Source organism: Hymenobacter glacieicola (assembly GCF_014640315.1).
Classification (GTDB): Bacteria; Bacteroidota; Bacteroidia; order Cytophagales; family Hymenobacteraceae; genus Hymenobacter; species Hymenobacter glacieicola.
Map to the genome: position 1 here is coordinate 313,807 of NZ_BMGS01000006.1, position 18,487 is coordinate 332,293.

The 18,487-nt window shown below is 60.9% G+C and carries 17 protein-coding genes and 1 tRNA gene; 6 read left to right on the top strand and 12 right to left on the bottom strand.

The genetic code is table 11. From position 1 onward, the window contains the following. Positions 1-145: 145 nt before the first annotated feature. The 6 genes from IEW18_RS13360 to IEW18_RS13385 all read left to right on the top strand — a co-directional run bounded on the left by IEW18_RS13360 (position 146) and on the right by IEW18_RS13385 (position 6,143). On the top strand, positions 146-1,684 hold the full coding sequence (locus tag IEW18_RS13360) for an HTTM domain-containing protein (RefSeq protein ID WP_188558359.1): 1,539 nt from the start codon (positions 146-148) through the stop codon (positions 1,682-1,684). A gap of 48 nt (positions 1,685-1,732) precedes the next feature. Next, positions 1,733-2,752 (top strand): MBL fold metallo-hydrolase, encoded by a 1,020-nt coding sequence (locus IEW18_RS13365; protein WP_188558360.1) that lies wholly within the window; start codon positions 1,733-1,735, stop codon positions 2,750-2,752. A gap of 133 nt (positions 2,753-2,885) precedes the next feature. Continuing rightward, the gene (locus tag IEW18_RS13370; protein ID WP_188558361.1) at positions 2,886-3,770 is read left to right on the top strand and encodes an RES domain-containing protein; all 885 of its coding nucleotides are present in this window, start codon (positions 2,886-2,888) and stop codon (positions 3,768-3,770) included. 209 nt (positions 3,771-3,979) lie between these two features. Further along, positions 3,980-4,741 (top strand): ferritin-like domain-containing protein, encoded by a 762-nt coding sequence (locus IEW18_RS13375; protein WP_229728735.1) that lies wholly within the window; start codon positions 3,980-3,982, stop codon positions 4,739-4,741. Between the two features lie 59 nt (positions 4,742-4,800). Further along, positions 4,801-5,763 (top strand): ferritin-like domain-containing protein, encoded by a 963-nt coding sequence (locus IEW18_RS13380; protein WP_188558362.1) that lies wholly within the window; start codon positions 4,801-4,803, stop codon positions 5,761-5,763. 304 nt (positions 5,764-6,067) lie between these two features. Continuing rightward, positions 6,068-6,143, top strand: a tRNA-Lys gene (locus tag IEW18_RS13385). An 89-nt stretch (positions 6,144-6,232) separates the two neighbouring features. Here the strand turns inward: IEW18_RS13385 and IEW18_RS13390 are convergent. The 12 genes from IEW18_RS13390 to paaE form a co-directional block, all read right to left on the bottom strand. Further along, positions 6,233-6,994 carry an enoyl-CoA hydratase/isomerase family protein gene (locus tag IEW18_RS13390; protein WP_188558363.1) on the bottom strand — a complete coding sequence of 254 codons (762 nt, stop codon included), beginning with the start codon at positions 6,992-6,994 and terminating at the stop codon, positions 6,233-6,235. A gap of 127 nt (positions 6,995-7,121) precedes the next feature. Beyond that, a complete protein-coding gene (gene paaZ, locus IEW18_RS13395) occupies positions 7,122-9,173 on the bottom strand; it encodes a phenylacetic acid degradation bifunctional protein PaaZ (protein WP_188558364.1) in 2,052 nt (683 codons plus the stop codon). A 223-nt stretch (positions 9,174-9,396) separates the two neighbouring features. Beyond that, a complete protein-coding gene (locus IEW18_RS13400) occupies positions 9,397-9,996 on the bottom strand; it encodes an acyltransferase (RefSeq protein WP_188558365.1) in 600 nt (199 codons plus the stop codon). Next, positions 9,993-11,198: a 3-oxoadipyl-CoA thiolase gene (gene pcaF / locus IEW18_RS13405; RefSeq protein WP_188558366.1), complete on the bottom strand. Its 1,206-nt coding sequence runs from the start codon at positions 11,196-11,198 to the stop codon at positions 9,993-9,995. The genes IEW18_RS13400 and pcaF overlap by 4 nt, the downstream gene beginning before the upstream one ends. 107 nt (positions 11,199-11,305) lie before the next feature. Then, positions 11,306-11,743 carry a hydroxyphenylacetyl-CoA thioesterase PaaI gene (paaI, locus tag IEW18_RS13410; protein ID WP_188558367.1) on the bottom strand — a complete coding sequence of 146 codons (438 nt, stop codon included), beginning with the start codon at positions 11,741-11,743 and terminating at the stop codon, positions 11,306-11,308. Beyond that, on the bottom strand, positions 11,721-12,935 hold the full coding sequence (locus IEW18_RS13415; RefSeq protein ID WP_229728736.1) for a 3-hydroxyacyl-CoA dehydrogenase NAD-binding domain-containing protein: 1,215 nt from the start codon (positions 12,933-12,935) through the stop codon (positions 11,721-11,723). Before IEW18_RS13415 ends, paaI begins: the two co-directional genes overlap by 23 nt. A gap of 155 nt (positions 12,936-13,090) precedes the next feature. Then, on the bottom strand, positions 13,091-13,876 hold the full coding sequence (locus IEW18_RS13420) for an enoyl-CoA hydratase-related protein (protein WP_188558368.1): 786 nt from the start codon (positions 13,874-13,876) through the stop codon (positions 13,091-13,093). A gap of 180 nt (positions 13,877-14,056) precedes the next feature. Next, on the bottom strand, positions 14,057-14,551 hold the full coding sequence (gene paaD / locus IEW18_RS13425; RefSeq protein WP_188558369.1) for a 1,2-phenylacetyl-CoA epoxidase subunit PaaD: 495 nt from the start codon (positions 14,549-14,551) through the stop codon (positions 14,057-14,059). 205 nt (positions 14,552-14,756) lie between these two features. Further along, complete coding sequence (paaC, locus tag IEW18_RS13430) at positions 14,757-15,563, bottom strand: 1,2-phenylacetyl-CoA epoxidase subunit PaaC (RefSeq protein ID WP_229728737.1); 807 nt, start codon at positions 15,561-15,563, stop codon at positions 14,757-14,759. Beyond that, positions 15,563-15,850: a 1,2-phenylacetyl-CoA epoxidase subunit PaaB gene (gene paaB, locus IEW18_RS13435; protein WP_183405028.1), complete on the bottom strand. Its 288-nt coding sequence runs from the start codon at positions 15,848-15,850 to the stop codon at positions 15,563-15,565. The genes paaC and paaB overlap by 1 nt, the downstream gene beginning before the upstream one ends. Before the next feature lie 183 nt (positions 15,851-16,033). Next, positions 16,034-16,993, bottom strand: a complete 960-nt coding sequence (gene paaA / locus IEW18_RS13440; protein ID WP_188558370.1) for a 1,2-phenylacetyl-CoA epoxidase subunit PaaA — start codon at positions 16,991-16,993, stop codon at positions 16,034-16,036. A 329-nt stretch (positions 16,994-17,322) separates the two neighbouring features. Then, on the bottom strand, positions 17,323-18,402 hold the full coding sequence (paaE, locus tag IEW18_RS13445) for a 1,2-phenylacetyl-CoA epoxidase subunit PaaE (protein WP_188558371.1): 1,080 nt from the start codon (positions 18,400-18,402) through the stop codon (positions 17,323-17,325). Positions 18,403-18,487: the final 85 nt, after the last annotated feature.

Consider the following 18,487-nt stretch of genomic DNA (forward strand, 5'->3'; position numbering starts at 1 on the left):
AAGAACCCTGAAGCCGCCTGCTATACACTGGCCGGCGCATTCAGGGTTCTTGTCGGGCTCGGAATGGTATAGGCCTGGCAAGCTACCGCTGCTCAGTAGCTTGTAGTACGCTTTTCGCTCTTTTTCCCCTCTGTCCGGATACGGCATGCCAGCTCTTTATACGGTGTTGCGGCGCTTTTTTGAAGTAGACCTACGAGCCCTGGCGTTGCTGCGGGCGGCCGTTGCCATTGTTCTACTCATTGATATTGGTATCCGTAGCACCGATTTAGAGGCGTTTTACTCCAACATGGGCGTGCTGCCGTTGCCCGTGCTGCTGGAGCACAGCTGGAATCCGTACGAATTCTCTCTGCACGCTAGCAGTGGGTTGTGGCAGGTACAAGCGGTGCTGTTTCTGCTGGCCGCCGCCGCCGCCGTAGCCCTGATGCTCGGCTACCACACGCGCCTGATGACGTTTCTGTCGTGGGTGCTGCTGGTGTCGGTTCAGAACCGCAACCCGCTGATTCTGCAGGGCGGCGACGATTTGCTGCGGATGCTCTTGTTCTGGGGCTTCTTTCTGCCCTGGGGCCGGGTGTACTCCCTGGATGCCCGCCGCAAGCCCTTGCCCGAGAGCATGACCTACGCCAGTGCGGCCACGCTGGCCTACGTAGTGCAATTGGCGCTGGTATACTGGTGCACGGCCCTGCTTAAAAGCGGCCCTGAGTGGCACCACGAGGGCACGGCCCTGTACTACGCCTTTAGCCTCGACCAGGTAGTGCTGCCGGGCGGGCGGCTGCTGTATCCGTATCGGGGTTTGCTGCAGGCTCTGACCTGGATGACGTTCTACCTAGAAATGCTGCTGCCCTGCGTCCTGTTCATTCCGTGGCGGGTGCCGTGGTGGCGGCTGTTCTTCGTAGTGGTGATGTACGGCTTTCACCTCGGTATTAGTCTCACGCTCTACGTAGGCTTGTTTTTCCTGATTAACTGGGCCTCCGTGCTGGGGCTGCTGCCCGGCAATGCCATGGATTGGCTGGAGCGGAAGCTAGTTCCGGCCTACCAGCGCCTCGGCCCCCGGGTGGCGGCGCGGCTGGTGCAGCCCTGGAACACCCGTCTGGCCCAGTGGCGGAGCGGGGTACGGCTGCGGGTAGAAACGTCGCTGGAGCTTTCCGACGGCTTCCGGAAACTGCTGCGGGCCGTGCGGGAAGGGGCGGTGCTGGGGCTGCTGGCCTACGTGTGCTGGTGGAACCTGGATAGCATTGTGCGCCCCGAGTGGACCATGCGCCAGCCCATGCGGTGGCTGGGTTACCTCGTGCGCACGGATCAGCACTGGGGCATGTTTGCGCCCTCCGTGTTCAAGGATGACGGCTGGTATATTCTGGATGGCACTACCACTGACGGCCGGCACGTCGACTTAAACCAGGAGGGTAGGGCTACGACATTGGTCAAGCCCGCCTCGGTGGTTTCCCTGTTCCGCAACGACCGGTGGCGGAAGTATTCCGAGAACTACCTGTTCGTGGACAACTCCTTTATGCGGCCCTACTACTGCAATTACCTGCTGCGTATCTGGCACGAAAACCCGGCCCACCCGCCCCTGCGCCAGTTAGATGTCATTTATATGAAAGAAGTGTCGCTGCCCGATTATAAGGTGGCTGGCCCTACCCGTGAGGTGTTGTGTAGCTGCGCCTTACCCGCTCCCTCTGGCCGCTAACGGCGGCGGGAGAGAAGTACTCTCTTCGTTCACCTTTTTGTTCTGCTTATGTCTGCCTCAACTGCCAAACCCACCGATACTCGCGCCAATACGCCCGCCCTGCACCCCGTGGTGCCGGGGCTGTGGGGCCAGCGCAATGTGTTTGTAAACCTGTACTACCTCCGAACCCAGGAGCAGCCCGTGGCCTCGTGGGTGCTCGTGGACGCCGGCCTGCCGGGCTCCGGCTCCAAGGTGCAGCACACGGCCGAGTATTTGTTTGGGCCGGGTAACCCGCCGGCGGCCATCCTGCTCACCCACGGCCACTTCGACCACGTAGGGGCCTTGCCGCACCTGCTCAAAACCTGGCCCAACGTGACGGTGTACGCCCACCCGCTGGAGCTGCCGTACCTGCGCGGCCTCTCGGCCTACCCCCCGCCCGACCCCACCGTGGGAGGTGGGGCCATGGCGGCCATGTCGTTTCTCTATCCTAAAGCCCCGCTTGATTTAGGCAGCCGGGTGCAGCCCTTGCCCGCTGATGGCTCCGTACCGCACTTGCCGGGGTGGCGTTGGCTGCCTACGCCGGGCCACACGCCGGGCCACGTTTCCTTTTTCCGGGAGCAGGACCGCACCCTGCTGGCCGGCGACGCCTTCGTGACCACCAAGCAGGAGTCGGCTACGGCCGTGTGGCAGCAGCGCCAGGAAGTGAACGGGCCGCCCGCCTACTTCACCCCCGACTGGCCCGAAGCGCATCAGTCCATGGTTCTGCTGGCCGAATTGCAGCCGGCAGTAGCGGCCACCGGGCACGGCATTCCGATGCGCGGCGAGGTGCTGCAACGGGAGCTGCAACGGCTGGCCCGGCAGTTTGAGGAGCTGGCCGTACCGGCCCAGGGCCGCTACGTGGGCCAGTCCGCAACTGCCAATGAAACGGGCGTTACCTACGTGCCACCAGCCCCGGAGCGCGCGGTGCCGCTGTGGGCCGTAGGAGCGGGGGTGGCCGCCGTGGCCGGCCTGTACTGGCTGATTCGCCGCAACAGCACTTCTCAATCTCAGGACGTTTCTGAGTACGATTATCAGGCTAGGTACCGATAAGCTACCGGGTTTACAGTCCGCACGGGCTCCGCAGTGAAGCCCGTATTCTGAACTTTCCTTTGGCACTGTCCGAGGTTGAATGCACCGCCCGTAAAAAGGCTGGCACATGCTTCGTGCGCTTTCGTAACCGCCTATGGTACCCTCTTTCTCCCCGCCTGAAGTTGCCATTGTCCGTAAGCAGTTGGCTGCCTTACGGCACCTGAGCTTGCGGCGCCACTCCATTACGGAGCTGAGCAGGCGCATTCGACGGCTGTTAACCAGCCATCCGGTTCGCTGCATCGAACTGCCTGCGGGCGTGCTGCTTTACCGGGGCGTGCCCCGGCAGGAGCCGCCCACCTACTGGTCGGAGGTATCTTATCCGCCCCCCGAGCGGGTAGCCAACGACCAGCGGGCCAACCGGGCGGGGCAGCCCATGTTTTACGCCAGCGCCACCTGGCATCCGCCCTTTTTCGAGGCTGGAGTCCAGCCCGATGACCACATCGTTATCAGCCGCTGGATTAGTCGGCAGCCGTTGCGCCTGGTTAGCTTTCACGAGCCCGACCAGTGCTCCGATGATCCGCACGCCGACCGAAACCAGGTGCTCGGGCAGGCCCGGGCTGCCTTGCCCGAGCCGGCCCGGTTGGTGGCGGCCTTCCTGACCCGGGTACTCATCAAGCCCGTTTCGGAGCACAATTCCCACCACTACCGCCTGTCTATTGCCGTGGCCGAGGCCTGCGAGTTGGGAGAAGCCTTCGATGGCTTGCTGTACCCCTCGGCGGCCATGACCTCGCCAGCGCATAATCTAGCCTTGCACCCTACCTGCCTGGATACCGGCAAACTAGAGCTACAATACGTGGAACACCTGCGCGTAAAGCACGTGGGAGTTGATATGCTGGATGTGTGCTCCCTGGATTTTGCCAACCGCTTTGATAAGGAAGGGCGGCTGCAGTGGCTGGGGCAGCCTGGCAACTGGGTGCTGCGCGAGGCCGGCAGCAGCAGCATCTACCACCTGAAAGCTGACTGCGGCTGGCATCATTAACAGGGCTAGCCGTCGGCCTTTGGCAGGCTAGATAAGCAAAGGCAAACCGCACGAAATATATAACTGCAGTTATATATTTCGTGCGGTTTGTTACTATAACGAAATACGGATTTAGACTAGATTAATACGGATTTTGGCTTGCTGCGGAGGTGGTTTCTAAGCTGGGGGCGTACAACGGGGTGTGTTCCACCAAGTTAGCTCAGCCTCCTATGATGACAAACTCAGTATCTCAGCCCACTAACCTAGTGGCTACTCCAGCTGCACCCGCAGGAGTGCCGCGCCGAGACTTTTTACGCTACACCGGTGCTGGGGCCGCCCTTGCCGGGTTGTTTCTGGCGGGTTGCGACGATGACACCGATAACGTCGACACCAACCTGCTGGACGTAGGTACCGGCGACACCGGCATCCTAAACTATGCCTACGGTTTGGAACAGCTGGAAGCTGCTTTCTACGCCCAAATCAAGAACGGGGCCTACTACAAAGGCCTGGGAGCTAGCAGCGCCGAAAAGCAGATTCTGGACGATTTGGCCCTGCACGAGCAGGCGCACGCCGACTTTTTTAAAGGTGTCCTAGCCGGTAATGCCATTAGAGCGCTGGAGCCCGATTTCAGCAAAATCAACTTTGATGACCGGAGCAGCGTGCTGACTAACGCCCAGGCCTTCGAAGACCTAGGCGTGGCGGCCTACAACGGCGCCGGCCGCTTTATTCAGAGCGCTGCAAACCTGACGCTGGCCGGCAAAATCGTGTCTGTGGAAGCCCGCCACGCCGCCCTCATCCGCGACTTGCGGCAGTACAACTCCTTTGTGGCTTCCGATGTGGTTGATGTGTTCACTCCTAGTCCTACTAGCACGATGCCAGGCGTTGGAACCGGTACGGGCAAGGAAAGGTCGAAGCGGCCCCAGGAAGTGCTGGCTACCGCCAACCAGTTCCTGAAGGCAGGTTCCAGGCTCAGCGCCACCAGCTTTAGCTAGCGCTGTCACGCACCTGATTTTCCCTCATCAGTTCCTCACTTCTCTATTGACATTCCACCATGGATCTACTAAAACTGATTTCTGATATTGAAAAGGTTGACCCCGAGGTATACGAGCGCCTAAACCCACGGCGGCGTGTTTTCCGCCACTTTGGCCTTGCGGGCAAAGCTGTAACGGCCGCCATGTTGCCCGGTTTGGTAAGCGGCATTTTCCAGCGAGCCTATGGCCAGACCACTGCCCTAACGCCCGAGATTATTGCCGTGCTGAACCTGGCCCTAAGCCTGGAGTACCTGGAGTTTTATTTCTACGACAGCGGCCTGAAGGCTACTATTCCGACTCAGTTGATTCCGGCCACCGACCGACCAGCGTTTGAAACCATCCGCAACGACGAATCTGGCCACATTAAAGTGCTGCGTGAAGTACTAGGCTCAGCGGCTATTCCCGATCCTACCGTTAGCGCCTTTGATTATACCGGCGGGCGAGGAGTGCTGCCTGGCCCGTTTGCCACGGTATTCACCGATTACAAAATGTTTCTGGGGGTAGCCCAGTCCTTCGTCGATACCGGTGTGCGGGCCTACAAAGGCGGTGCCCCGGTTCTGATGCCGAACAAGGACATTCTGGAGTCGGCCCTGAACATTCACTCGGTTGAGGCGCGCCATTCTTCCCACGTACGCACCGTTCGGCGGGCGGTGGAAGGCGGTAACCCCAGCAACGGCACTACGCTGGCTGGCAATCTGTCCAACCTCAATAAGATACCCAAGAGCTGGATTTCGGGCATTGACAACGGCGGCCCCTCACCCGATACCAACCCTTCCACGCGTCCCGTCTACGATCGAGGCAACCCCGAAGCAATGTATCCGGCGGAAAGCAATACCACGCAGGCCGGTGCGAACATCATCAATACTGCCGCCGGTATTACAGCCGTTGCTGCCTCGGAGGCCTTCGATGAGCCCCTGGACCCCACCACGGTGAAAAGCATTGCCCGCAATTTCGTGAAAAGCACCACCAACCTGTTTGTGTAGGGTAGCAGGTACGCGTACGCACTTCGCCTCTTCCCAGCGTGTTCCTCCTTCCGTCAGGAAGCCTGGCGGCAAGCCGGGGGAGGCGACTAGCGTATCTGTTATAGCAGGAACTACACCTCGTGCTTTGTCGGGCCCCAGAAGTGAATCAGCCCGCCGGAAGCGAAAAAAGTGTGCTTGACTGTGAGGTAGTTAATAGAAGTGGTTGAATATTTTTACCAAATTCAAGCCCCTGAGTTGCAAGCAAAGGTACTGCCGTGTACTTTTGCACTCCCTTCCGAAAAGCATCAGCCAACGGCAGGGAAATGATTCTGTAGCTCAGCTGGTAGAGCAATACACTTTTAATGTATGGGTCCTGGGTTCGAATCCCAGCGGGATCACCAAAAACCCTCACTGCGCCTTGTAGTGAGGGTTTTTTGTTTGCTAGCGGTTAGGTCCGAATACTACCTCAGCAGCTGATAAGGTGGCAGGATTATTTGGCCTTGAACTGCCGGATGGCCTGCCGGGTGAAGTCCGAGAGCACCAGCCGGCCGCTAATGGCCGCCCGCTCCACTAGCAGCTGGTCCCAGTGCTCGGTTCCCGCCCAGATAACGCGTTTCAAATCCGTTAGGGCCTCGGGGTTGTAGGCGGCGAGCTTGTGGGCAAAAGCCTGCACGGCCGCGTCCAGGGCTTCTTCTGAGTCGAGCACTTCGGCGTAGAGGCCGCGCTGCTGGGCCCAGGTAGCCGAGCGGAACTCGGCCGCATCCAGGGCCAGCTGGGCGTAGGCCGCCACACCAATCTTGCGCTCCACGGCCGGGCCCACCACAAACGGCCCGATGCCCACGACCAGCTCGCTTAGCTTTACCGAAGCTTGGGCGGTAGCAAAGCAGTAGTCGGTAGCCGCCGCCACGCCCACGCCGCCGCCAATGGCCTTGCCCTGCACCCGGCCGATAATGATTTTGGACGAGGTGCGGCAGGCGTTAATCACCTTCGCGAAGCCCGAGAAAAACTCCAGCCCCTGCGCCTCATTTTCAATGGCAATCAGCTCATCGAAGGAGGCCCCGGCGCAGAAAGTCTTGGCGCCTTCGCTTTTGAGAATGATAACTTTTGTAGCAGCCTGCTGGCCAACCTGCGTAATGGTGTCGGCCAGCTTCGTCAGCAGGGCGCCGGGCAGGGAGTTGTGGCTGGGGTGGAAGAAGCTAATGGTGGCAATTCCTTCCGGAGTGGTGTGGGTAGTAACAGTTCCTGTTTGCATGTGGCACTAATAACTGTCATCCGGAGCCCCGCAAAGGACCTTGTTACTCTGGAACGAACTGGTGTTACGTTCAGCGTTTTAGCGTGATAAGGTCCTTCGCGGGGCTCAGGATGACAGAGGTTTACATTTACGCTTGTTCCTTCTTCTTGACCATCGTCAGGATGGTTGCTACGGCTACGGTTTCGCCGGTTTCATCCGAGACGTCCACGAGCCAGCGCACGATGCCTTTGGCTACGTCCTGCTCGTCGCGCTTCTCCTGCCCGATTTTCTCCTTCACTGTCAGCTTCACCCCGATGGTCATGCCGGGGTAGACGGGCTTGGTGAAGCGGCACTCGTCGAGGCCGTAGTTGAGCAGCACCGGGCCCTTGCGCGGGTCCACAAACATGCCGGCGGCCTTGCTCAGGATGTAGTAGCCGTGGGCCACGCGGCCCGTGAACAGCGTGCCCTCCAGGGAAGTAGCATCGACGTGGGCGTAGAAATTGTCGCCGGACACCTGGGCGAAGTTGGTGATGTCGGCCTCCGTGACGGTGTGGCGGTGGGTGGTGTAGGTCTGCCCGATTTCCAGCTCCTCGAAGTAGTGCTGGAAGGGGTGCTTGTCCTTTTCCATCTGCTTGGCCTTGGGCTGGTACACCTCCGTAATGGCGGTAATCATGCTAGGCGAGCCTTGAATGGCCACGCGCTGCATGAAGTGCTCCACCCCGCGCATGCCGCCCATTTCCTGCCCGCCGCCGGCTCGGCCGGGGCCGCCGTGAATCAGCAGGGGTAGGGGCGAGCCGTGGCCGGTGCTTTCCTTGGCTACCTCCTCGTTAATCACCAGGATGCGGCCGTGGTGGGTGGCTGCGCCCAGCACAAACTCCTGGGCTGTGCGCGGGTCGTTGGTAGCTACGGAGCACACCAGGGAGCCCTTGCCCATGTTCGAGAGGGTTATGGCCTCGTCGAGGTTGCGGTAGGGCATCAGGGTTGCCACGGGTCCGAAGGCCTCTACCTCGTGGGAATCGGTGAACTTGAACGGCTCGGGGTTCAGCAGCACAATCGGCGACATGAAGGCGCCCGTTTTGCAGTCGGCCCCGATTACCTGCACGTTGTCCAGGTCGCCGTACACGATGGGCGTGTTCTTGGCCAGCTCCCGCACCTGCTCCCGCACGCGGTTGGCCTGGGTCATGTTCACCAGCGCGCCCATGCGGACGCCCTCCGCCTGCGGGTGGCCGACGGTGGTTTGAGCCAGGGCTTTGCCGAGGGCAATCTGCACGTCTTCCAGCAGGTTTTCGGGCACGATGGCCCGGCGGATGGCCGTGCATTTCTGGCCGGCTTTGGCCGTCATTTCCTTGCGGATTTCCTTGATAAACAAGTCGAATTCCACGGTGCCCGGCACGGCATCCGGCCCCAGCACCGAGGCGTTCAGCGAGTCGGCTTCCATGGTAAACGGCACGGCCTCAGTGATGATGCGCGGGTGGGCCCGCAGCTTGCGGCCGGTTTCCGCCGAGCCCGTAAAGGTTACCACGTCCTGGTAGGTTACGTGGTCCAGAATGCCCTGGCCGGTGCCGCACACCAGCTGCAGGGCGCCTTCGGGCAGAATCTTGGAGGCAATAATTTCGCGCACCACCGCTTCGGTGAGGTAGGCCGTGGGCACGGCCGGCTTCACGATGGCGGGCATGCCGGCCAGCAGATTCACGGCAATTTTCTCCAGCATGCCCCAGATGGGGAAGTTGTAGGCGTTGATGTGCACGGCCACGCCTTCCTTGGGCACCAGGATGTGGTGGCCCATGAAGTTGCCGGCCTTGGATAACGCAATCGGGTCCGACTCCACGTAGAACGGCTTGTCGGGGAATTTGCGGCGCAGGGAGGCGTTGGCGAACAGGTTGCCGATGCCGCCCTCAATGTCAATCCAGGAGTCGGCGCGGGTGGCGCCGCTCCGGTAGCTGAGGGTGTAGAAGTCTTCCTTCTTGCTGTCCAGGTGCAGGGCCAGGGCCTTAATCATGCGGCCCCGCTCGTGGAACGTCATCTTGCGCAGAGCCTGGTTGCCGGTGCGGCGGGCATAGTCGAACATGGCCGCGTAGTCGAGGCCTTCACCGTTGGCAACGGCAATGACTTCGCCGGTAGAGGCATCGTGCAGCTCGTGCTGCTCACCTGAGCCGGCCATCCAGCGGCCCATCACGTAGTTTTCGAGGGTGGGAGTCATATAGTTAGGGTAGGAGGGTAGGAGGGTGTGGGGGTAGGAGTTGTTAGAACGTCATTCCGAGCGCAGCGAGGAATCTCGCGGGCTGACGTTGCCTAAGTACTTGTCCTGCTTGATCTGGCGTCCGCGCAGCCGAAGCATCTCTCCCGCTGGCTAACTCCTGATGCTCGCACAACGAAGCGGTAGAGATGCTTCGCGAGGCTCAGCAGGACGTTCTTTTGCAAAACTACTCGCCTGCTTTGCGCTCGGCCCAGGTTTGGTAGCTGCCCTGCTGCACCTGCCGGTCGGCGGGGACTTCCCGGAGCGGTTCGCAGGGCTGCAGGGTGGCGTGGAGGTCGGCGGGCAGCTGCATGTAGATGCGGGTGCCTTCGGTTTTCCAGGCCAGCATCTCGTCGCTGACTTCGCGGATGATTTTGTGCGGATTGCCTACTACCAGGCTGCGGGGCGGAATAACTTCGTCGGCCCGGATGAAGCTCAGGGCCCCGATGATGCTTTCGTCGCCGATTTCCACCCGGTCCATGAGCACGGCGTTCATGCCCACCAGCACGTTGCGGCCGATGGTGGCGCCGTGAATGATGGCGCCGTGGCCGATGTGGGCCATTTCCTTGAGCCGGGTGGTGGTGCCCGGAAACATATGCACGGTGCAGTTTTCCTGCACGTTGCAGTTGTCCTCAATGATGATCTGGCCCCAGTCGCCGCGGATAGCCGCACCCGGCCCGATATACACGTTGCGGCCGATGATGACGTTGCCCGTCACCGTGGCTTGCGGGTGCACAAACGCCGACTCGTGCACTACCGGAACCAAGCCGTTAAACGAGTAAATCATACCTTTTCAATGATGGCGGCGTAGCCCTGACCCACGCCCACACACATGGTCACGAGGGCGTAGCGCTTGTTTTGCTGGTGTAGCTCCAGGGCCGCCGTGTTGAGGATGCGGGCCCCGCTCATGCCCAGCGGGTGGCCCAGGGCAATGGCCCCGCCGTTGGGGTTGATGCGCGGGTCGGAGCCCTCCAGGCCCAGGCCGCGTACGCAGGCCAGGGTTTGGGCCGCAAAGGCCTCGTTGAACTCAATCAGGTCGATATGGTCCAGGGTGAGGCCGGCCTTTTTCAGGGCCTGCTGCGAAGCTGGCACCGGCCCGATGCCCATGGTGCGCGGCTCCACGCCCGCTACCCCCATAGCCACGATGCGGGCCCGGGGCGTAAGGTTGTGCTGCCGGATGCCCTCTTCCGAAGCCAGCAGCAGGGCCGCCGCCCCATCGTTCAGGCCCGAGGAGTTGCCGGCCGTCACGGAGCCGTTCTTGCGGAATGCCGGGCGAAGGTTGGCCAGCCCCTCCAGGGTAGTGTTCGACTTGATAAACTCGTCCTGGGCAAACAGCACCGGCTCGCCTTTGCGCTGGGGAATGGCTACGGGCACGATTTCCTCGGCGAAGCGGCCGGAGTCGCGGGCCCGGCCGGCGCGCTGGTGCGACTCGTAGGCGAACTGGTCCTGATCCTGGCGGCTGATGTGGTACTGATCCACCAGGTTTTCGGCCGTTTCACCCATGGCATCGGTGCCGTATAGGTCCTCCAGCTTCTCATTGACAAAGCGCCAACCAAAGCTGGAATCGTACATTTTAGAATCAGTGCCGAAGGCTTTGCTGGGCTTCGACATGACGTAGGGCGCGCGGGTCATGCTCTCGACCCCACCGGAAATAAACAAGTCCCCGTCGCCGCTCTGGATGGCGCGGGCGGCGGCAATGCTGGCCGAAAGGCCCGAGGCGCACAAACGGTTCACGGTTTCGCCGGGCACGGAGGTGGGGAGGCCCGCCAGTAGCAGGGCCATGCGGGCCACGTTGCGGTTATCCTCGCCCGCTTGGTTGGCGCACCCCAGTATGACATCAGCAATAGCCGCCGGGTCAACGGAGGCGTTGCGCCGGAGCAGTTCCTGAATGACATGGGCCGCCAGGTCATCGGGCCGAACGGCGGCCAGGGTGCCGCCGAAGTTGCCGATGGGAGTCCGGATGCCGTCGATGATATAGGCTTGGGTCATGGGTAGTGAAATGGTGAGATGGTGAAATGGTGAGTTTGATGTTCAGGTGGTGTGGGAAGCCGGACCGTTCAAGGCGGTCAAACTCACTATTTCACCATCTCACCATTTCACAAGATTTCATTGCTGGTGCGGTAGGCGGTGCCTTTGAACAGGGCCAGGGCTGCGCCGTGCTGGTTGGTGGCGCGCACGTGGTACACGCCTACTTTGTGCTTGAGGCTTTCCTCGCGGGCTTCCACGGTGATGACGTCGCCGAGCTTGCCGGCTTCGAGGTAGTCAATCGTGACGGTGAGGCCCACGCTCTGGCGGCCGTGGCTGTTGCAGGCGAAGGCAAAGGCCGAGTCGGCGGCGGCGAAGGTGACGCCCCCGTGCAGGGCCGCGAAGCCGTTGAGCATGTCGGGCCGCACCGTGAAGTGCAGCCGGCAGTAGCCCGGCCCCACTTCGTCGATTTCCAGCCCCAGCCAGTGACTGAACGCGTCGTGGCCCAGCATCCGGTCCTTTACGGCCTCGGCCTTGCGGCTAGCGTTAGTGGTTTCCGGCTGGTTCATGCTGAAAGAAAGTGTGCCCAGCCTTTACCATGCGGCGCAGCAGGGGGCTGGCCCGGTACCGGTCCTCGTGGTACTCTTCGTACAGGCTGTCGAGGGTAGCCAGCACGGTGGCCGGGCCTAGCTCATCAGCCCAGGCCAGCAGGCCCTTGGGGTAGTTGACGCCCTTGGTCATGGCTAGCTCCAGGTCCTGCTGGGAAGCCACGTTCAGGGCCAGCGCGTCCACGGCTTCGTTGATGAGCATGGCCAGAATGCGGTAAAGCACCTGACGGCCCAGCGCTTCGTCGCGGGTGGGCTCGGGCAGGGCGGCATCGGCGGCGTAGCTGTAGAAGCCCCGGCCCGACTTCCGCCCGTAGTAGCCGGCCTCAAACAGGCGCTTTTGGGTGAAGGAAGGCTTGTAGCGCGGATCGAAAAAGAACGAGGTGAACACCGACTCCGTAACGCGGTAGTTCACGTCGTGGCCGATGAAATCCATCAAGGCAAACGGCCCCATGCGAAAGCCGCCCAGCTCGGTCATGGCCCAATCGATGGTGGCCATGTCGGCCAGGCCTTCCTCCAGCATGCGGATGGCCTCGCCGTAGAACGGCCGCGCCACCCGGTTCACAATAAAGCCCGGCGTATCCTTGGTCAGCACCGGCAGCTTGCCCCAGCTCTGCACCAGGTCGCGCACCTGCTCGGCCAGGCCGGCCCGCGTCTGCACGGCCGGAATAACTTCTACCAGCTGCATGATGGGGGCCGGGTTGAAGAAGTGAATGCCGATGAAACGCTCGGGTTTCTGGCAGGCGGCGGCAATGGAGGCAATGGACAGGGAAGAGGTATTGGAGGCCAGAAGGCAGGTTTCCGACACCAGCATTTCTACCTCCCGAAACAGCTGCTGCTTCACGCCGAGGTCTTCCACCACCGCTTCCAGCACCAGCTCGCAGTCGGCGAAAGAGCTGATGTCCTCCGTCAGGTGCAGGCGCGCGAAGATGGCCGCGGCCATTTCAACGGTCAGTTTGTCCTTCTCCGCTAGTTTGTCTAGGCTGCCCTGAATGGATTTGCCGGCCCGCTGCAGGGCCTGGGTGTTCTGATCGAGCAGGCGGACGGTGTGGCCGGCGGAGGCTACCACCTGGGCAATGCCCGCGCCCATGGCCCCGCTGCCGATAATGCCGATAATCATGTGGCTCGTGTTTCGTTGAACGAGGTAGAGACGCAATATCTAGCGTCTGTTGGTGAGTTTGTCCCGTTTGTCATTCCGACGCAGGAGGAATCTGAGTTAAGCCGTAGCAACGATTTAATCCAGATTCCTCCTGCGTCGGAATGACAATTCAGATGGGTTGATTTGGCGCTGCGGCATTGCATGCGGCGCCCCTACTGCCCCGTGAAGGTTGGCTGGCGCTTCTCCAGGAAGGCCGCTACCCCTTCGCGGTAGTCGGAGGTGCTGCCGGCGCGGAGCTGGAAGTCGGCTTCGTAGCGCAGCTGCTGGGTTAGGTCGTTGCTGAACGACACGTTCAGGAGCTGCTTGGTGTAGGCCAAGCCTTTGGTGGGCATGGCGGCCAGCTTGCGCACCAGCGCTTGGGCTTCCTGCTCGAAGGTGTCGTCGGGGAAGGTCTTGTAAATCATGCCCATCTGCACGGCTTCCGGGGCCGATACCTTGTCGCCGGTCATCATCAGGGCCGAGGCTCGTTGCATCCCAATCAGGCGGGGTAGGAAGAACGTGCCGGCGCTGTCCGGAATCAGGCCAATCTTGCTGAAGGCCTGAATAAAGGCGGCCGATTCCTTGGCTACCACAATGTCGCAGGCTAGGGCCAGGTTGGCACCCGCGCCGGCGGCAACCCCATTCACGGCCGCTACCACCGGCTTTTCCAGCGCCCGAATCAGCTCCACAATGGGGTTATAGAGCTTCTCCACAATCTCCGCTACTTCCGGGCTATCCGGGCCGGTGATTTCCGCCAGGTCCTGGCCGGCGCAGAAGGCTTTGCCGGTGCCCGTGAGCAGCACGGCGCGCACCGCCGGGTTCTGCTGGCACTCGCGCAAGTGCTGCTGCAAGGCCAGGGCTACCTCTTTATTAACGCTGTTGAAAACCTGGGGCCGGTTAAAGCAGATAGTGGCGACGCCGCCATCAAGGGAAAAGAGCAGGGAAGAAGTTTCGGACATGAGTGGGTAGGGTGGTGGAGAACAAAAAGAACGTCGTGCTTTATCTGGCGTCCGCGCAGCCGCAGCATCTCTACCGCTGACTAATCAATGAAGCTTACAACGAAGCGGGAGAGGTGCCTCGCGGGGCTCAGCATGACGGTCTTAGTCTGATGTAATGTCTATGTCAGCTGTAAGGTCAGCTTAGGCGTGGCATTTAAAGTAGTCGAAGGGTTCCAGGCAGTCGTCGCATTGGTAGTGGGCTTTGCAGGCCGTGGAGCCGAACTGGCTGACCAGGTGGGTGTGTTCCGACTTGCAGAGTGGGCAGCGCACGGCCGTATCGGCCCCGAACAGGTTGAGCAGATGGCCGGTAGCGGTGCCGTCGACGGGCGGGGCAATGCCGTATTCTTCCAGCTTCTGGCGGCCGGCGGCGCTCATCCAATCGGTGGTCCAGGCGGGACTGAGCTGGTTGTGAATCTGCAGCTTGGTAATGCCTTCCGCCAGCAGCCGCAGCCGGATTTCGGTGGCAATGGTGTTCATGGCCGGGCAGCCGGAGTAGGTCGGTGTGATGGTAACGTGCACTTGCTCGCCCTCCACCCGCACGGCGCGCACGATGCCCAGGTCCAGGATGCTGAGCACGGGCACTTCCGGATCGGAAACGTCTTCCAGCAGCTGCCAGATGTGCTCTTCGGTAGGCATAAGGGGGTAGGGTAATAAGATGATGAGGTTAGAAAGACGTCGAGCTAAGCGTGCTGAATCAACGCCGCCGCTTCCCGACTTAGAGTAGAGACGCAATATTTTGTGTCTCGTCGTCAGAACAACCGGCCTCAAACGGCGCGGCTTAAACGACCTCAGCAACCGAAGCTAACGACGAGACGCAATATCTTGCGTCTCTACAGCCGGTTTACCACTGCAAACCGGGATAGGTGCGCTGCAGGTATTGCAACTCGGCCAGCAGGTAGCCCAGATGCTCGGAGTGGCGGCCGTCTTTGCCGCCTTTCTGCATGAACACACCCTGGGGCACCGGCAGGGTCGCTTCCTCGAACACGCGGGCCGCGTGAGCGTCAATCTGCTGCTGAAGGGGGGCGTAGTCGGGCAGATAGCCGGCGGCTTGCAGGGCCTTTTCGGTGGCCGACGGGGTAGTCAGCTCGCCGGCGTAGCGCCAGAGGTTGCCGAGGGCTTTTTCCACCCGGCGGCGGCTTTCCTCGGTGCCGTCGCCCAGCCGAATTACCCACTCCGAGCTCCACTTGATGTGGTAGGCCGCTTCCTTCACCGACTTCTCAGCAATGGCCGCCAGCTGCGCATCGGGGCCCGACTTGAGCTGCAGCAGCAAATGGTAGTGGAAACAGTCGTAAATAAACTGCCGCACAATGGTGTGGGCGAAGTCGCCGTTGGGCTGCTCCACCAGCAAGGGGTTGCGGTACTCCACGGCCGAGCGCAGGTAGGCCAGGTCGTCCTCGGTGCGGCCCTGGCCTTCCAGCTCGGCGGCGTACTGGTAGTAGCTGCGGGCCTCGCCCAGCAAGTCCAGGGCAATGTTGGCCATGGCCAGGTCCTGCTCCAGAATGGGGCCGTGGCCGCACCACTCGGAAAGGCGGTGGGCCAGAATCAGGCTGGTATCGGCCAACTGCAGCACGTAGGCAAACAGCTGGGCCGGCGTTTCGGGCGTGGGCGCGGCGGCGGCTGGCGCGGGCATCGGGGAGTCCGTCATCATTACATGTGCTTGATGGAATCCGGCACCTGGTAAAAGGTCGGATGGCGGTAGATTTTGTCGTTGGCCGGCTCGTAGAAAGCGGCCGAGTCGTCGGGGTTGGAGGCGTGCACGTGCTTGCTTTCTACTACCCAGATGCTGACGCCTTCCAGGCGGCGCGTGTACACGTCGCGGGCGTTTTGGATGGCCATTTCGGCGTCGGCGGCGTGGAGGCTACCCACGTGCTTGTGGTCAAGGCCCTGCTTGCTGCGGATGAAAACTTCCCACAGCGGCCATTCTTTTTGGGACATATATTGGGAGGGCGTGAGGGTAGGAGGGTAAGAGTTTAGGAGGGAGTGGGAATGGATACGCCCGGAAATTATCCGTCCTGCTGAGTTTGCCGAAGCATTTCGCGGGCTGACGCTGGGTGGGAACATCAGCATTCAAGCAAAATGCCCCGACAAGCCCAGCAGGACGGGGTATGCTAGGGTGCGTTAGGCGGCTACGGCTTTGGCTTCTTCGCGCTGCTTGCGCTTCTCGGCGTGGGCCAGGGCGGCCTCCCGGACCCAGGCGCCTTCCTCGTGGGCTTGCACGCGGGCCTGCAGGCGCTCCTGGTTACAGAGGCCGTTGCCCTTCACCACGTTCCAGAACTCTTCCCAGTCCACATCGCCGAAGTCGTAGCCCTGCTTGGCCTCGTTCCACTTCAGGTTGGGGTCCGGCACCGTGAGGCCCAGGAACTCGGCCTGGGGCACCATCATGTCCACGAATTTCTGGCGCAGCTCGTCGTTGGTGAAGCGCTTGATGCGCCAGTTCATCGACTGGGCCGTGTTCGGCGACTCCGAGTCCTTGGGGCCGAACATCATCAGTGTGGGCCACCACCAGCGGTTGAGGCCTTCCTGGGCCATGGCCTTCTGCTCCGGCGAGCCTTCGCACAGAGTTTGCATGATTTCAAAGCCCTGACGCTGGTGGAAGCTTTCCTCCTTGCACACGCGCACCATGGCGCGGGCGTAGGGGCCGTAGGAGGTGCGGCACAGCGGCACCTGGTTCAGGATGGCGGCGCCATCAACCAGCCAGCCCACGCAGCCCATGTCAGCCCAGCTGAGGGTAGGGTAGTTGAAAATGCTCGAATACTTGGCTTTGCCCGAGTGCAAGTCGGCCAGCATTTGGTCGCGGGAGGCACCCAGGGTTTCGGCGGCGGAGTAGAGGTAGAGGCCGTGCCCGGCTTCGTCCTGCACCTTGGCCAGCAGAATGGACTTGCGCTTAAGCGAAGGTGCCCGCGTAATCCAGTTGCCTTCCGGGAGCATGCCCACCAGCTCGGAGTGCGCGTGCTGGGAAATCTGCCGGATCAGCGTTTTGCGGTAAGCGTCGGGCATCCAGTCCTTGGGCTCAATGCGGACATCGGCGTCAATGCGGGCCTGAAACTGTTCTTCCTGGGTGAGTTCTAGCGTTTCCATGCCTCTTAAACAAAGCTTAACTAACATTCGTTAGTTAAATGTAGAGAAAAGTTTAGGTTGTACTACTGAATTCTTTGAATGTTCTAATCGCTCCTATCTTGAGTAGGCCTGAAATTCTCATAAGCAGTAGCATTATGTTTTCTGCCTTCAGACGTGAATTGTGTCAGGCCTTCGTAATGGTGGAACATACGGCTACTTAAAAGTTGACCATTTAAATACCACCGCTTCATAATCAGGCGGCCAGCCATAAATATGTATTCCTCTCTATGAGCTCCATATACAGTCTTCTTAACAGTCCATAATTTCCCAGTATCCATTTCAATCGTGGTTTACTGGTCGAAATCCACCGTAACCTTTTCGGAGGTGGGGCGGGCTTGGCAGGAGAGGACGTAGCCTTTGGCTACTTCAGTGTCGGAGAGAGAGTAGTTCACGTCCATTTCCACGGTGCCTGCCGTGATGCGGCAGCGGCAGGTGCTGCACATGCCGTTTTTGCAGGAGTAGGGGGCATCGGCGCCGGTTTCGAGCAGGGCGTCCAGAATGGTGTCGCCGTAGTACGACATTTCCAGGATGCGCTTCGTGCCTTCCAGCTGCACGGTTACCTGGCTGTGCTTGTCGTACTGGCCGGCGGGGCGCTGGGCCTGACGGGCGGCGGCGCGCTGGGCGCTGCCGGCGGAGGCAAACATCTCGAAGTGAATCTTTTCCGGCGCTACCCCAGCCTCGGCCAGCACGTCCTTTACGTCGTTAATCATCTCCTCCGGCCCGCAGATAAAGCACTCGTCAATTTCGCGGGCGGGCACAATCTTCTCCAGGAACAACCGGGCTTTCTCGGCGTTGATGCGGCCAAACAGCAGGTCCGTGTCGCCCTGCTCGCGGCTGAGGATGTGGTAGACGCTCAGGCGGTTCAGGAAGCGGTTTTTCAGGCCCTCAATTTCCTCCTTGAAGATGATGGAGTTGCGGCCCCGGTTGCCATAAATGAGGTAGACCCGGCTGTTGGGCTCGGTCAGGAGCACCGTTTTGATGATGGACATGACCGGCGTAATGCCCGAGCCCGCCGCAAACATAACGTAGAGCTTCTGCTGCTCCGGGTGCAGCTCGGTGTAGAAGTGACCCATTGGGGGCATTACTTCCAGCTCTTCGCCCACGCGCAGCTGCTCTACCGCCAGCGACGAAAAGCGGCCTTCCGGTACTTTCTTGATGGCCACGCGCCACTCGTTTTCCAGGGGGCTGCTGCAAATGGAGTAGGAACGGCGCAGCTCCTCGCCATTGTGCTCCCGCCGGAACGTCAGGTACTGGCCCTGGGTGAACTTGAACGTCTCGCGCAGATCGGCGGGCACGTCCAGGGCCACGCTCACGCAGTCCGGCGTCTCCCGAACGATGCTCTTGATTTTGACTTTATGAAAACGACTCATGTTGTTTAGCTATTAGCCGCTAGCCATTGGCTGTTAGCTTTCGTCAGCCGAGAGGCTAACAGCTAAGAGTCAATAGCTAACAGCT